General features: G+C 68.2%; 11 protein-coding genes. All 11 read right to left on the bottom strand.

Features of this window, described 5'->3' with window-relative positions; all coding sequences use genetic code 11:
* Positions 1-14 precede the first annotated feature (14 nt).
* Complete coding sequence (locus OV208_RS08470; protein ID WP_267573319.1) at positions 15-575, bottom strand: OmpH family outer membrane protein; 561 nt, start codon at positions 573-575, stop codon at positions 15-17.
* A 113-nt stretch (positions 576-688) separates the two neighbouring features.
* Positions 689-3163, bottom strand: coding sequence for an outer membrane protein assembly factor BamA (gene bamA / locus OV208_RS08475; RefSeq protein WP_267573320.1), 2475 nt, complete (start codon positions 3161-3163; stop codon positions 689-691).
* Between the two features lie 76 nt (positions 3164-3239).
* The gene (locus OV208_RS08480) at positions 3240-3914 is read right to left on the bottom strand and encodes an ABC transporter ATP-binding protein (protein WP_120532532.1); all 675 of its coding nucleotides are present in this window, start codon (positions 3912-3914) and stop codon (positions 3240-3242) included.
* A 2-nt stretch (positions 3915-3916) separates the two neighbouring features.
* Positions 3917-6289 (bottom strand): ABC transporter permease, encoded by a 2373-nt coding sequence (locus OV208_RS08485; protein WP_267573321.1) that lies wholly within the window; start codon positions 6287-6289, stop codon positions 3917-3919.
* Between the two features lie 12 nt (positions 6290-6301).
* Positions 6302-7864: a lysine--tRNA ligase gene (lysS, locus tag OV208_RS08490; protein WP_267573322.1), complete on the bottom strand. Its 1563-nt coding sequence runs from the start codon at positions 7862-7864 to the stop codon at positions 6302-6304.
* Between the two features lie 109 nt (positions 7865-7973).
* Entirely contained in the window at positions 7974-8354 is a 381-nt protein-coding gene (locus OV208_RS08495) for an anti-sigma factor family protein (protein ID WP_267573323.1), read from the bottom strand.
* Complete coding sequence (locus tag OV208_RS08500) at positions 8351-8983, bottom strand: RNA polymerase sigma factor (RefSeq protein WP_267573324.1); 633 nt, start codon at positions 8981-8983, stop codon at positions 8351-8353. Before OV208_RS08500 ends, OV208_RS08495 begins: the two co-directional genes overlap by 4 nt.
* Positions 8984-9168: 185 nt before the next feature.
* A protein-coding gene (gene prfB, locus OV208_RS08505) for a peptide chain release factor 2 (RefSeq protein ID WP_267573325.1) occupies positions 9169-10291 on the bottom strand; the annotation gives its coding sequence in 2 pieces (ribosomal slippage) (positions 9169-10221 and positions 10223-10291; 1122 coding nt in all).
* A 48-nt stretch (positions 10292-10339) separates the two neighbouring features.
* Positions 10340-11659, bottom strand: coding sequence for a DUF4105 domain-containing protein (locus OV208_RS08510; protein WP_267573326.1), 1320 nt, complete (start codon positions 11657-11659; stop codon positions 10340-10342).
* A gap of 132 nt (positions 11660-11791) precedes the next feature.
* A complete protein-coding gene (ybeY, locus tag OV208_RS08515; RefSeq protein WP_267573327.1) occupies positions 11792-12673 on the bottom strand; it encodes an rRNA maturation RNase YbeY in 882 nt (293 codons plus the stop codon).
* On the bottom strand, positions 12670-15177 hold the full coding sequence (locus OV208_RS08520) for an HD family phosphohydrolase (RefSeq protein ID WP_267573328.1): 2508 nt from the start codon (positions 15175-15177) through the stop codon (positions 12670-12672). The genes ybeY and OV208_RS08520 overlap by 4 nt, the downstream gene beginning before the upstream one ends.
* Between the last annotated feature and the right edge of the window lie 150 nt (positions 15178-15327).

The following is a 15327-nucleotide window of genomic DNA, read 5'->3' on the forward strand; positions in this document are numbered from 1 at the left end:
GTTCCTCTTGTTGCCTACTTCTTGACCGGGGCGTCCTTGGCCACCGGCGCGGACTTCTTGGTGTTGTTGTAGCTGCGCACGACCTCGTTGGAGATGTCGTACTGGCCCAGCGCGAAGACGATGCCGGAGTCGCGCTTGTCCAGCACGAAGCCCAGGCCGTCCCGCTCCGCGATGGTCGCGATGACCTGGTCGATGCGGGAGATGATGGGCTCCATCTCCTGGCGCTCCTTGTTGGCGGCTTCAGCGCGGCTGCGCTCGTACTTCTGCGCCAGCTCCATGACCTTCTTCTGGAGCTCCGTGGCCTTCTGGGTGCGCGTGGCCTCGCTCATCGCGCTGGCCTGCTTGTCGAGGAGGTCCTTCTCCTTGCGGAGCGTCTCCTGCTCGCCGTCGATCTCCTTCTGGCGGGCCTCCAGCCACTTCTGCAGGCGCTGCTTGGCGGCCTTTCCGTCATCCACCTCCAGCAGCACGCGCTGCAGGTCGACGTAGGCCACCTTGAGGTCGGCGGCCGAAGCGGCAACCGGAAGGGCAAGCGACAGGACAGTGGCGGCGGCCGCCAGGGTGCTTCGAAGCGACATGGGTTACGGCTCCTCGAAAAGGGTGCTGCAGACTCCGACGTCCACCCCCCCGGCCTGTTCACTCCCACTTCTTGAGGAGGTGGGATGGCCGGGGAAGCCGGGGTCGATGCCTATCAGAAGAAGTTACCGATCGTGAACTCGAACAGGATGGGGTCGTCCGACGGCCGCTTGGTCAGCGGGATGCCCCATTCGAAGCGCAGGGGTCCGATGGGCGAGAACCAGCGGAAGCCGAAGCCCGCCGAGTGGAAGAGCCCGAGGGGCAGCTTGTTCTGCCGGTCCTCGAAGAACTTCTCGTTTGAGCCGAAGGCATTGCCCGCGTCGTAGAAGATCACGCCTCTCAGGCCGGCCTTCTCGAAGATGGGGAACTCCAGCTCGAAGTTGAAGATGAGCTGCTTGTTGCCGCCCACCCGGAACTCGGTGACGTTGGCGTCCGGGTTGTCCGCGCGGGGCACCAGGAGCGTGGGGCTGATGCTGCGCAGGTAGTAGCCGCGGATCGTGTTGATGCCGCCTACGTAGTACAGCTCGCTGATGGGCAGGGGCTTGCTGGAGTCCAGCTGCTGCACGTAGCCCATGGTGGCGTTGGTCTTGAAGACGGCGCCCAGCGGCAGCGGGAAGTACAGGCGCGAGTAGGCGGTGTACCGGTTGAAGAGGAACGTGCCGCCCAGGAAGGACGGGGCCGTCTCCACCGAGCCGTAGTGGATGAAGCCGCGCGACGGGAAGAGGCGGTTGTCGCGGCGGTCGAACTGCACGGACAGGCGCAGTGCGCTGGTGGTGCCGGACTGGAACTGGTTGGCGAGCAGCACCGCGCCAATGCCCTGCCCCGCCTGCACGTCCACGTACTCCCGCGTGTAGCCGACGGTGGCCAGCACGTCGTCCACGAGCTGACGGCCCAGGGACACGGTGCCGCCCGTGGAGTTGCGGATGAAGCCCTCGTAGTCCGCCTGCACGCGGAAGAACTCCGCGGACAGCAGGTAGTTCGTGTCGAGGAAGTACGGGTCGTAGAACGACAACTGCACGAGCGAGCGCAGGCCGGAGATCTGCGCGGACGCGGAGACGCTCTGGCCCCAGCCGAGGAAGTTGTTCTGCGACACCTGGGCCGTGAAGATGAAGTTCTCCACGTTGGAGAAGCCGAGGCCCACCTGGAAGGTGCCGGTGGCCTTCTCCTTCACCTCCACCTGCAACACGATGGCGTTGTCGGAGCTGCCCGGGTGCTGGGTGATCTCCACCGTCTCGAAGAAGCCCAGCGCGGTGACGCGCTCGCGGCTGCGGCGCACCTGGGTGCCGTTGTAGAGCTCGCCTTCGTAGACGCGCAGCTCGCGGCGGATGACCTTGTCGCGGGTCTTGTTGTTGCCGACGACGTCGATGCGCTCGATGTTGACGAGCGGCCCCTTCTGGATGTCGAAGGTGAGGTCCACCGTCTTGTCCTCGGCGTTGACGGACGTGACGGGGTTGATGTTGGCGTAGGCGTACCCCTTGTCGAAGTACACGTCGGAGACGGAGGAGATGTCCGTGGAGAGCTGGCCTCGGTTGAAGCGCTCCTTGGGACGCGACTTCATCAGCTTCGCCAGCTCCTCCGGCGGACGCTCCAGGTCGCCCGCGAAGTCGATCTTCCCGATGTCGTACGGGTCGCCTTCGACGATGTGCAGGGTGATGTAGATGTCGCGCTTGTCCGCGGACAGCTGCACGGTGGGCTTGTCCACGCGCACGTTGATGAAGCCGCGGTCGTAGTAGGCGATCTGGATGACCGCGAGGTCGCGCTGGAAGGCCTCTTCGCGGTACGTGCCCTCGCCGGTGAAGAAGGACAGGAAGCCGCCCTCGCGGGTGATCATCACCGCCTTGAGCTCTTCCGCAGAGAGCCTCTGCGCGCCCAGGAGGTTGATCTGCTTCACCATCACCTTCGAGTGCTCGTTGATGACGTAGACGACGTTGACCGCGGCGCCCTGCTCCACCGGGTCCAGGCGGTACGTCACCTCCGCGAGGAAGTAGCCCTTTTCGACGTACTTCTCCTGGATCTTCTTCTGCGTCGCGCGCACCGCCTCGATGTCGAGGATGGTGCCGGGCTTGAGCTCCAGTTGTTCCTTCAGGTCCTCCGCGCTGAGCTCCTCGTTGCCCTGGAGCTGCACGTTGCGGATGGTGGGGCGCTCCGTGACACGCACCACGTAGGCGATGCCGGCGGGCAGGCGCTGGACGAGCAGCTGCACGTCCGAGAAGTAGCCCAGGGCCCAGACGGCGCGCAGGTCCTCCGAGGTGCGGGGGCCGGCGAGCGCGTCACCGACCTTGGTGCGCAGGGCGCGGCGGACGGCCTCGGCCTCCACGCGGCGGTTGCCCTCGATGCGGACCTCCACCACGCGGTCCGCGGCGGAGACGTTCGCGTCCTCGTCGGGAGACTGCGCGAGGGGGGCGTCGAGACCGGGTTCGGTGCCCGCGTCCGGAGCGGCGACGGGGGTGGCGGCGGAGGTGGACGGCGGGACGATGGCCGGCGAGCCCGCGTCCACGTCCAGTTGGGCGTGGGCAGGAGCGGACCAGAGCGCCCACAGGGCGACCGCCAGCAGCGGGGTCAATGACTTGCGCAGAACGGTGAGCCTCAAGTGCAGTCCGGCCAGGAAAAGGCGGGGCAATCTACGGGATGGGCCAAGGGCCCCTCAATCCAAAAGCGAGCGGCCATCAGGCCTCCGACACCTGCCCGCCGGCCAGCCGCAGGCGGCGGGGCATGGAGCGGGCGAGCGTCTCGTTGTGCGTCACGATGACGGCGGTAATCCCCAGGTCCCGGTTGACGTCCCGGAGGAGCTGGTGGATGCCCTCGCCCGTGGTGGGGTCCAGGTTGCCGGTGGGCTCATCCGCGAGGAGCACCGCGGGCTTGAGCACCAGGGCCCGCGCGAGCGCCACGCGCTGGGCCTCGCCGCCGGACAGCTCCCCGGGGCGGTGATCCACGCGACTGCCCAGGCCCACGCGCTCCAAAAGCTCCCGCGCGTAGGTGTAGGCCCCCGCGCGCTCCCGCCGCTGGATGAGGGCCGGCATGGCCACGTTCTCCAGCGCGGTGAACTCCGGCAGCAGGTAGTGGCTCTGGAAGACGAAGCCGATGGTGCGGTTTCGGAACTCGGCGATCTCCGCGTCGTTCATGGAGAAGACGGAGCGTCCCTCGAAGAGCACCTCGCCGGCGGCCGGGGCGTCCAGCGTGCCCAGGACGTGCAGGAAGGTGCTCTTGCCCGCGCCGGACGCGCCCACCATGGAGATCAGCTCCCCGGCGTGGATGTCCAACGACACGGCGCGCAGGATGTCAATGCGCTTGCCGTGCAGGAAGTAGCTCTTGAAGACGTTGCGGATGGACAACAGCGCCATGGCTACTCCGCCTTCAGACCTTCGACCGGTTCCACGCTGCTCGCCTTGAGGGCCGGGTAGATGGACGCCAGGTAGGTGACGAGCACCGCGATGATCACCGCCAGTGCCGTCTGCACCGGTTCGATGCGCACCGGCAGCGCGGGGATGTAATACACCTCCGGATCCAACTTGATGCCGACCTTCTCGATGAAGAGGCACCACGCGAGTCCGGAGAACAGGCCCAGCAGGCCCCCGGCCACGCCAATCTGGAGGCCTTCGGCGAGGAAGATCTTCACGATGCCGCCGTCCGGGACGCCCAGGGCCTTGAGGACGGAGATCTCCTTGCGCTTCTCCAGCACCAGCATGATGACCGTGGCGACGATGAGGCCCGCGGCGACGATGATGATGATGGACAGGATGATGCCCATCACCAGCTTCTCCAGGCGCAGCGCGGAGAAGAGGTTCTTGTTCATCTCCCCCCAGTCGCGCGCGCGGTACGGATAGCCGCCCAGCACGCGCACCACCTGGTTGGAGATGCGCCGGGCGTCGTCGATGTCCGCCACCTTCAGTTCAATGCCGGTGGCGCCCTTCACGTTGAAGAAGTCCTGCGCTTCCTTGAGCAGGATGTAGACGAACTTGGAGTCGTACTCGTACATGCCCGAGTAGAAGACGCCCGCCACCCGGAACGCGCGGCTCTTGGGGATGGGACCCGAGGGGCTCAGCTCCGTACCGAGCGGTGACACGACGTTGACCCGGTCGCCTACCACCACGCGCAGCGACGCGGCCAGCTCGCGGCCGACGATGATGCCCGGCAGCACCGTGGGCTTCGCGGGCGCGGAGGACTTGCCGATGATGGGGTCCTCCTCGTCCTTCGGCTTCGCGTCGTCATCGTCCTCCACCGCGCGGCCGGGGAGGATCTTCCCCGGCTGCTCCAGGTGGCCCAGGTCGCCGCCGGGCAGGATGTTCTGGGGCAGGTCCGTCACCGTGCCCACCGAGTCCGGGTCGATGCCCTTGATGATGACGCCGTCGACGTTGCCCTCCGACGCGATCATCACCTGGTTGATGATGAAGGGCGTCTGGCCCACGACGCCGGGCACGCGCTTCACCTGTTCCATCACCTTGGCGTACTCGGGCAGCTCCCCGGCGTACTTGGACACCACCGCGTGCGCGTTGGTGCCCAGGATCTTCTTCTGGAGGTCCGCTTCGAAGCCGCTCATCACGCTGAGCACGATGATGAGCGCCATCACGCCCACGCCCACGCCGCCTACCGACAGCGCGGTCATCATCATGGTGGGGGACTGTTCGTGCAGCTTCATCCGGTGCTGCGCGGACGCGGCGGCCAGCGGATCCGCCAGGCCCAGGGACTTCACGCGCGTGCGCTCCACGGCGGCTTCCGCCCCGCGGATGATGAAGTAGATGATGAGCGGCGGGATGATGCCGAACATCAGAACCGCCAGCGCGCCCAGGAGCAGCGACGGGCGGAACACCGCCACGTGGCGCCGGGCGACGAAGAGTTCGAAGCCCAGCCGCAGGTCCACCCGGCCGCTGCCCGCGGCGATGAAGCCCGTGTTGATGCCCAGCACCAGGGCCAGCACCAGCGCGGCGAAGACGAGCCAGTACCCCAGCTCCGGCCGGCCCAAGAGGCCCGCGACGTACGTCACCTCCCGCAGCCGGTAGCCCAGCGCGAGCTGCAACGAGGGCACCCGCTCCATCAGCGACAGGAGCAGCGGGATGGGCAGGCCCAGGTAGAAGACGCCGATGGTGGCCTCGGGCAGCGACAACCGCTGTGCCCGGGACGCGCCCACGAAGCCAGACGCGAAGGCCACGCCCGCGCCCACGACGAGCGCGATGGCGAAGGCGATGGTGGGCGGCAGGCTCGCGCCCCCTCCGGCCTCACGCGGCGTCACGCCCCCCAGCTCCGAGGGCCCTCCGCTGGAGAGGACCGTCTGGAGCAGCAGCATCACCAGTTCGGCCAGCAGGATGCCGCCGCCGTAGGCGCCGAGCGTGCTCCAGTAGAAGTCCCGGTAGCGCGCCAGGCGCGGGTACAGGGTCGACCCGGCCGCCGGACTGGGGCCTTCGGTGGAGGCGGGAGCGCGGCGGATGCCCGCGGCCACCAGTCCCCAACCGGCCAGCCAGACGAGCGTCCCGGCCACCAGCATCTTGGGACCGGCGATGGCCCCCGCGGGGTTGGGGCCCAGGGCGAGCACCCCGGCGTCGAAGGACTGCACGAGGCCGCCCCACCCGACGAGGGAGAGGCCCAGCGCGCCGGCCACCTCGGCCCACGCCTCGGATTCGGAGATGGCCACGCCCAGGAGCGCGGCTCCCACGAGGGCCACGAGGGCACCGGCCCAGAGGAGGGGCCAGCGATAGTCGGTCTGCCGTTCGGCGGGGTGCACGAGGCCTCGTGGCTACTTCGCCAGCGGCTTGAGGAGGGGGAAAAGAATCACGTCGCGGATGCTGGCGGCGTCCGTGAACAACATGGCGACGCGATCAATCCCGATGCCTTCGCCCGCCGTGGGAGGCATACCGTGTTCCAGGGCGCGGATGTAGTCCTCGTCGTAGTCCATCGTCTCCTGCTGGCCCCGCTGCTTCGCGTCCAGTTGGGCCTGGAAGCGGCCCTTCTGGTCCAGCGGGTCGTTCAATTCGGAGAAGGCGTTGGCGATTTCCCGCCCGGCGACAAAGAGTTCGAACCTGTCCGTGATTTCCGGGTTCTGGTCGTTGCGGCGGGCCAGCGGGGAGACGGCGGTGGGATACTGGGTGATGAAGGTGGGATGAATCAGCGTGTGCTCGACGTGGTGCTCGAACAGGGCACCCACGAGCTCGCCGTGGTTCATGTTCTCCACGGCGCGGCGCTCCGACTCCGCGTGGGACGTCTTGAGCAGTTCATGACGCAGCCGGTCCGCGTCCACCATGTCCTTGTCGGACAAACCGGGGACGATTTCCCGGATGGCCTCCGTCATGGGGATGCGCTTCCAGCCCTGCCCGAAGTCCACCGTGTGCTCGCCGTACTTCACCTTGGTGTCGCCGGTGAGGTGGCGGGAGGCCTCGGTGAGCATCTCCTCGGTGAGGTCCATCAGGTCCTCGTACGTGGCGTACGCCTGATAGAACTCCAGCATCGTGAACTCGGGGTTGTGCCGGGTGCTGATGCCTTCGTTGCGGAAGTTGCGGTTGATCTCGTAGACCCGGTCCATGCCGCCCACCACGAGCCTCTTCAAATAGAGCTCGGGCGCGATGCGCATGTAGAGGTCGATGTCGAAGGTGTTGTGGTGCGTGATGAAGGGCCGCGCGGCCGCGCCCGTCACCAGCGGGTGCATCATCGGCGTCTCCACTTCGACGAAGTCCCGCCCGTCGAGGAAGTTGCGGATGAACTTCACCAGCTTGCTGCGCGTCAAGAAGACCTGCTTCACGTCCGGGTTGGAGATGAGGTCCAGGTAGCGCTGGCGGTAGCGGATCTCCACGTCCGTCAGGCCGTGCCACTTCTCCGGCATGGGGCGCAGCGTCTTGGTGAGCGGGACGAACTTCGCGGCGGACAGCGTCAGTTCGCCCGTCTTGCTGCGGAACAGCGGACCCTCGGCGGCGACGAAGTCACCCAGGTCGCACAGCTTGAAGACCTCGTAGAGGTCCCCCAGCGCGTCCTTCTTCACGTGGACCTGGATCTCACCGGAGCGGTCGCGCAGCTTGATGAACGCGGCCTTGCCGAACGAGCGCATGGCCACGATGCGACCGGCGACGTCGTAGACGGGCGGGTCCTTCTCCAGATCCTCGGTGGAGTGCTTGTCGTGCGCGTCGGTGATCTGCTTCGCGACATGCTTGGGGCGGTAGCCGTTGCCGTACGGGTTGAAGCCCGCGGCGCGCCACTTGTCGGCCTTGTCCAACCGCTGCTGGTAGATCTCCTGCTCCACGTTGGAGCCGAGATCCGCCGCTTCGCCGCTCTTCACACCAGGGGGGGTCTTGTTATCGGTCTCGGCCATGACGCGCTTTCCAGAAAGGCGCGGCACGCTAGCCAAGCGGCCCCCGGGACGCAACGCATCACGGCGGATGGCGCACGGCGGAGGTTGCCTCCCCAGAGGGTGGCGGGCCTCAGGAGGACATCAAAAGAAATGCGCCCACCGCCGCGGCCAGGAGCAGCGGGATGAGCACTTCCACGGGAAAGCGGTGATTCGCGTGGGCCAGGTACAGCCCGCGCAGGCCAAACCGACGCTGACGGCGGACACGGCCGACGACCAGCGACGCGAGCGCGGGCGGGGCTTTCTCCCGCTCCACGGTGCGCACCCGTTGCACCGTGCGTGCGTACCGGTCCCACCCCTGGCGGCACTCCACGCAGTCGTCCAGGTGGCTCTGCACGGCCTGGGCCTGGGGGGCGGGCAGCTCTTCGTCGGCGAGCGCCAGGAACAGGGCCCTCGCCTCGCGGTGATCCAATCGCGGTTCCAAGTCCGTTCCTCTCCGCTGCAGGCCGCTCATGGTTCGAACCGCCCCAGCAGGTCCGCCAGCTTCTCGCGTGCCCGGTGGAGCCGGCTCTTCACGGTCCCCTCGGGCAGCTCGGTGATGTCCACAATCTCGTCGTAGCTCAGGCCTTCGATGTCGCGCAGCGCCACCAGCATGCGCGCATCCGGCTCCAACTGGGAGATGGCCCGCTGCACCCGGGCCCGCTCGCGCGCCGCGTCCAGCGCGGCGTCCGGCTGCGGAGGGGCGCCCCCGCCTTCCGCGATGGCCGCGGCGCTCGTCTCGTCGTATTCGTCCGAGCGTCCGCGCCCCCGGCGTTGCAGGTACTTCAGCCGGTTGAGGCAGTGGTTCTTGGTGATGCGGAACAGCCACGTGGACAGCCGCGCGTCCTCGCGGAAGCGGCGCACGTTCTGGTGCACGCTGACGAAGATCTCCTGCACCAGGTCGTGGGCCTCCTCGCGGTCGCCCACCATGCGGAAGCAGAAGTCGTAGAGCCGGTCCTGATGCTCGCGCACCAGCTCCTCGAAGGCCCCCGGGTCGCCCCGACGCAGCCGGACGAGCAGCGCCTGCTCCTCACGGCGCACGTCCGGTACGGCCGCGCTGGCCAGGGCCTCCTGTCCGACTTCGAGCACTCCGCCCGATGCCACCCGTGCCTCCCGGCCATGGGCCTTCCACTGTTCCTGGAAAGGCCCGCTCCGCATCCTACCGCACCACCCTGCCCTGCCCCCTGACACCGGCCCGTGGAAAAGGTTCCCGGACACGAAAAACCCCTCCCCCGGCGCATGCTCGCCGGTGGAGGGGTGGAAGGTTTCCAGCCTGGAAGGACGGGGGGTTAGTCCGCGGCGGCGTTGCGGTTCGGGTTCTTCACGCCCAGGAGCTGCGCGGTGACGAACTCGTCCAGGTCGCCGTCCAGCACCTTGTCCACGTTGCCCGTCTCGATGCCGGTGCGCAGGTCCTTGACCATGCGGTACGGCGCCAGCACGTAGCTGCGGATCTGCGAGCCGAAGGTGATGTCCTTCTTCGCCGCCTCCGCCGCGTCGCGTTCGGCATCGCGCTTCTTCATCTCCAGTTCGTACAGGCGGCCGCGCAGGATCTGGAAGGCCATGTCCTTGTTGGCCGACTGCGAGCGCTCCGTCTGGCAGGTGATCATGATGCCCGTGGGCAGGTGCCGCAGCTGCGCCGTGGACGACGTCTTGTTGACCTTCTGGCCACCCGCGCCACTGCCGCGGATGAACTTCAACTCGTAGTCCTTCTCCGGCAGATCGATGTGAATGCTGTCGTCGACCTCCGGGTACACATCCACGGACGCGAAGGCCGTCTGCCGGCGGGCGTTGGAGTCGAAGGGGCTGATGCGCACGAGCCGGTGCACGCCCACCTCCGCCTTGAGGTAGCCGTAGGCGTTCTCGCCCTCGATGCGCAGCGAGACGTTCTTGAAGCCCGCCTCTTCACCCGGCAGCGCGTCGCTGATCTCGACCTTCCAGCCCTTCGTCTCGCCGTAGCGCGTGTACATGCGCATGAGCATGGCGGCCCAGTCCATGGAGTCCGTGCCGCCCGCGCCCGGGTTGATGTCCATGAAGCAGTTGCTGTGGTCCTGCGGGCCGGAGAGCATCCGCGCCAGCTCCAGCTTCGCGACCTCACCTTCCAGCGACGCGAGCGTGCCTTCGGCTTCCTGGGCACTGGCCTCGTCGTTCAGCTCCGCCGCCAGCTCCAGCAGCGTCTGCGCGTCGTCCAGCCCGCGCATCGTCTTGTCGAAGGCGCCCACGCTGGCCTCCAGCGTGGACTTCTCCTTCAACAGCCCCTGGGCCTTGGTGTTGTCGTCCCAGAAGCCGGGCTGCGTGGAGTCACGTTCAATCAGCGCGATGCGGGACCGCTTGCGGTCCAGGTCAAAGATGCCCCCGGAGCGCGTTGAGGCGCTCCTTCAGGGCGTGGATCTTCTCCATCGAATCGTTGGCCATGGTGTTCGTCGTCCTTCGTGTTGGGAGGTCTTGAAAAGTCGTTCTGATTCAGGATGCCTTGAGTGAAGGCACCTGCGCGCCCTCACGGGTGGCCGCGGGTTCCCTGACCGCCGCGCGGGCACGCAGCCGGTCCAGCCAGAAGGCTCCGGCCATGCCCAGCGAGATGGGCAGGATGAGCGCGACGAGCCGCCAGTTGTCCTGGTCGAACCAGGGCAGCACCTTCAGCACCACGCCCAGCGCGCCCGTGGCGGCGAGGAAGCCCCACACCCACTTGAGCCGCGCACGCGCCTTCACGCTGTTCCACGTCAGCCGCAGGCCGTACGGAACGGCCAGCAGCGTCACCGGGTTCGCGAGGAAGAGGTTCTCGTTGTGGTGCGTCACCACGTGGTCCGTGCCGATCCACATCACCACGAGCGCGAGCCCCGGGATGCCCAGCACCAGCCCGACCACCATGTTCTCCACGCCCAGGAGGATGCGCGCCGCGCGGCTGCCCCGGCGCTCCCACGCGGCGAGCCCCAGTGCGCTGGCGCCCAGGAGCACGCCCAGGGCGAGGATCCACGGGCCGAAGTTCGGCGGCGTGGCCGGCGGGCGCGGACGCGACGAGGCGAAGTAGTCCCACTGCTTCTCCACCAGCGACACCGGCTGACCGTCCGCGCCGGGCACCTTCAGCTCCGCCACCTGCTGCTCCAACTCATCCGGGAGGAAGGCCTCTTCGCGGCGGGTGATGGGCTTGTCGATGGAGTCGTTCATCATGAAGTCGAGCAGCAGGCTCAAGGGCGGATTCACCGCCGTGTAGCGCCGCGTGTGCTCGCGCAGGTTCATGCGCGCCGGGGCCCGCTCCGCCTCGCTCAGGCGGCCGCCCACGGCCGAGTCGATCATGTCGCGCAGCCGCGTCACGCAGTTGTCGCTGTAGTGCTCGTACAGGTAGTCGCGGTTCTCCGGCAGCACGTTGTCCGCCAGCCGCTTCGCCACCTTCACGCGCTGTTCCGGCGTGAGGTTGAGCTCCTGCACGCGCACGTCGCGGCCCAGCGACTTGTAGAGGCGGAAGGTGCCGTTGACGCTCGACTCACCCACCCAGAACTCCAGGCGGCCCTTGGCGAAGCGCACCAGGGTCTGGTCGTCGAACGAGTACATCCCGTAGTTGTAGAGGCGCTGCATCTGCCGGGCGCGGTCCTCCACCACCAGCGAGCCGTGGCCCCACCACGCGAAGACGTCGTCCCCGGGGCTGAACGTCACCAGCCAGATGGACAGGTCCTCGCCCCGGCTTTCGCCCGTGCCCCACGGCGGCACCGAGGCGGCGCGCGCGGAGGACGTCAGCAGGAGGAGGCCAAGCAGGCTTGAGAGTGCGAGAGACGACAGGCGGGGCATCGTTCCATCCAACACACGGAAGGGCGGGCCCCACCTACCTATCACGCAGCGCCCCCGACTCAACGGCGGGGACGCAGGGGTGTCGGCCGCCCGAGGGAAGCCCCGGGGCCCCGGAAGGCCCCGGAGCGGGCTTCAGATGAGCTTGGCCCGGCGGGCGCGCGAGTCGATGGTCAGCGAGTCCGCCACCATCCCGCGCTCGCCCAGGAGCTGCTCCTCCAGGGCCGCCATGCGCTTGGCGTCGCGCGGCTTCTCGTGGTCGTGCCCCAACAGGTGCAAGAGGCCGTGCGCGAGGTAGCGGCCCATCTCCGACTCCAGCGTGCGGCCGTATTCCTTCGCCTGCCGCTTCGCCGTGTCGAGGGAGATGACCACGTCGCCCAGCGGACGCGGCCCCGGCATGCCCTTGGGCTGATCCCCCGCGGGGAAGGACAGCACATCCGTGGCCTTGTCCTTCTGGCGCCAGGTGCGGTTGAGCCGGCGGATGGCCCGGTCCCCCACGAGCGACAGCGACAGCTCGCAGTTGGTGAGCCCCAGTTGCTTCAAATAGTCGCGGCTCCAGGTGGTGAGCAGGCGCTCGTAGTCCCCGCCCTGCCCGTGCGCCACCTGCACCGTCACCTGGTTGTCCTGGGCCTTGGGCTTCGGCTCCGGCTTCTCGATGTGCGCCAGCTCCACGCGGAACGCGGGCGCGCAGATGGACCAGTAGTCGCACGCGCCCTGCGAATCGTTGCGGTACACGACGCGCTTGCCGCGCGGCACGAGCCCCACTTCGCCCGCGCCGATGCGCTCGCGCTTGCCGTCCACGACGAGGGTGAGTTCGCCCGCGAGGACGAGCACCACCTCGTCGAACTCCGGCGTCTGCGCGGGTTCGCTCCACCCCGGGGGCGCCAGCATGCGCGCCACCGACGCGGACTCCGTCTGCGTGCTGGCCGCGCCGACGAACTCCTCGATGCGCTTGCCGTCGTCCCGGGGAATCACCTTGCCCTTGCGAAGCTTCACGCCCTCCACCTTGCGGCTCATGACATGCCCGCCGTTCTCACCTTCGTGTCCTTCGACTCTGGCTTCACCGGGGCCGGCGCCATCATCAGCGGCGAGCCCGACTTGCCGCCACCCATCGCACCCGCCGGGTACACCGGACGCGTGTGGTAGATGCCTTCCAGCGTGTGCAGGAAGGACTGAGAGATGAGGTTCAGGTCCTTGAGCGTCAAGTCACACTCGTCGAGCTGACCTTCGGAGAAGATGATGTTGATGATCTTCTGCACCTGCGCGTGGAGCTTCGCGCTGGTGGGGTCCGGCATGGAGCGCGTGGAGGCCTCCACCGCGTCGGCGATCATCACCAGCGCCGCTTCGCGGAACTGGGGCTTCGGGCCCGGGTAGCGGTAGATGCTCTCATCGATGGGCGGCGCGCCTTCCTTGCCCTCCTGCTCCTTGAGGGCCTTGTGGAAGAAGAAGCCCACCGTCCGCGTGCCGTGGTGCTGGGGGATGGCGTCCGCGACCAGCTTGGGCAGGCGGTACTGCCGGGCCATCTCCAGGCCTTCCGTCACGTGGCGCTTGATGATGACCGCGCTCATCGCGGGCGCGAGCCCGTCATGCCGGTTCTCGCCCTTCTGGTTCTCCCCGAAGTAGAGCGGATTCCGACCCTTGCCGATGTCGTGGTAGTACGCGCACGAGCGCGCCAGCAGCGGGTTCGCGCCGATGGTCTCCGCCGCGTTCTCCACCAGCGTCCCGATGATGATGGAGTGGTGGTACGTGCCGGGCGCCTGGACGATGAGCTCCTTGAGCGCCGGGTGGTTCAGGTTCGCCAGCTCCAGCAGCTTGATGTCCGACGCGTAGCCGAACGTGGCCTCGATGAGCGGCGTCAGCGCCATCACCATCACGGGCACCGCCAGCGCCGTGCCGAAGAACGCGCACACCGCCGTGACGACCGTGTCGCCCGCCAGCCCCTTGCCCTCCACGAGGAACAGGAACAGGACGGCCACCATGTTGGCGATGCCGGTGATGAGGCCCGCGCGGAAGATGCCCACGCGGTCCTTCGCCTTGACGATGCGGTCCGCCGCCACCAGCGAGCCCACCAGCGTGTAGATGCCGAACGCCAGCGAGTTGCCCAGCATCACGCCCGCGAGGCACGCGAACACCATGGCGAAGAACAGCGCCAGCTCCTGCGTGAGGATGAAGCGCACCAGCATCGCGCCCGCCGCCACCGGGAAGGCGTAATAGAAGGCCTCGATGGGCAGCGCCGTGTAGCGGTCCTGCACCGCGTCCGCGATGGACACCCAGACCTGGAGCAGGCCCAGCAGGCCCACCAGCAACAGACCCAGGAGCACGCCGTCCTTGCGCGTGGGACGGAAGCGCCGGAAGGCCGCGCGGCAGAAGCCGTAGAAGGCCACCACCAGCAGGGCCACGAGGCCCGTGCCGCCCACCTGGAGCTGGAGCAGATCCAACCGGTCCGTCTGCGACCGCATCCCGCGCAGCATCACCAGGTGCGTTTCGTTGACCAGCTCCCCGTCGCCGATGACGCGCTGGCCCTTCTTGATGGCGATGACCGCGTCCTTCACCGCGTCGCCCGCGAGCCTGCGGCGCAGGTCCGTCTCCGCGATGTTGATGGTCAGGCTGGGACGCACCAGCCGCTTGGCGATGCGCAGCACGGCGCGGCGCTGGACGGCGGGGGACTCCGGCAGCACGTTGCCCGGCACGGAGGCGAACCTGTCCAGCTCCTGGTGCGCCTCCCGCATGTCCACCACCTGCGTGGCGGCGGCGGGCAGCGACTCCTCGTTCTTGTGCTGCACGTCGCGCACGGTGAGGCCCTGGGGGGCCTCGCGAACCAGCTCGTCGCGCGAGCTGGCCACGTACACCGGGCCGCGGTCGGCGCGGTAGGCGCGGTCGAGCAGCACCAGCGTGGCGGACTCCGACTCCCCGGAGAAGCCGTTGGTGATGAGCGCCTGGAAATCCTCTCCCTCCAGACCCGCGTCCCGCTGGCCGAAGAGCTGCTCCTGGAACTGGGCCTGCATCTCCTCACGGTCGCGGCGCTGGCGCTCCAGGGCCTCCGGGGTGGGCGGCACCGGGCGGCGGCGCTTCGCGTTGCCCTCCTCCGGCGTGGCCTCCTCGGCGCGGGCTTCCTTCTCCTCTTCCAGGCGCTCGCGGGCGGTGGAGAAGGCGGCGCGCACGGACGCGCGCAGGTTGCCCACCACGGCGGGATTCAGGTCGTACACCGGGCGCACCGCGCTACGGGCCTCGCGGCGGCGCTGCTGCGTCATCGCCTGATGCACGATGTCGTAGTCGCGCGCGGCCTTGAACCCCGCGGGCGAATTGGCCCGGAAGGGCTTGCCCACGTTGTCTTCCGTCAGCGCGGGGATCTGCTGGCTGTAGAGGCCCGGGGAGATGACGAAGCCCGCGCCCACCGACACCACCAGCAGCAAGAGGCCCTGGACGATGCGCCGGCCCCAGTCCCCACGTCCGAGTCCCAGGCGCACCGCGAGCGCGTCCAGCGGACTGGGCTCGGGGGCGGGTGATTCAGGCTCGGCCATGGGGGGACTCCTCACCCGGAAAAGGCGTCAAAGGCTCCATAGAAGGCAGCAGCGACGCGGAAAATTCGTGAGGGTGGGACAGCCGCCGCCTGGACGCCAGTTCGCTCTGCAAAAAATGACGGTGGGCGAACAAGCCAGGATGTAGGCCAG

This window comes from Corallococcus sp. bb12-1 (assembly GCF_026626765.1).
Taxonomy (GTDB): Bacteria; Myxococcota; Myxococcia; order Myxococcales; family Myxococcaceae; genus Corallococcus; species Corallococcus terminator.

Coding starts and splice junctions, on each gene's coding strand:
- ybeY (WP_267573327.1), bottom strand. CDS start 12,673: ATGAGCCGCAAGGTGGAGGGCGTGAAGCTTCGCAAGGGCAAGGTGATT.
- OV208_RS08480 (WP_120532532.1), bottom strand. CDS start 3,914: ATGGCGCTGTTGTCCATCCGCAACGTCTTCAAGAGCTACTTCCTGCAC.
- lysS (WP_267573322.1), bottom strand. CDS start 7,864: ATGGCCGAGACCGATAACAAGACCCCCCCTGGTGTGAAGAGCGGCGAA.
- OV208_RS08510 (WP_267573326.1), bottom strand. CDS start 11,659: ATGCCCCGCCTGTCGTCTCTCGCACTCTCAAGCCTGCTTGGCCTCCTC.
- OV208_RS08470 (WP_267573319.1), bottom strand. CDS start 575: ATGTCGCTTCGAAGCACCCTGGCGGCCGCCGCCACTGTCCTGTCGCTT.
- OV208_RS08495 (WP_267573323.1), bottom strand. CDS start 8,354: ATGAGCGGCCTGCAGCGGAGAGGAACGGACTTGGAACCGCGATTGGAT.
- OV208_RS08520 (WP_267573328.1), bottom strand. CDS start 15,177: ATGGCCGAGCCTGAATCACCCGCCCCCGAGCCCAGTCCGCTGGACGCG.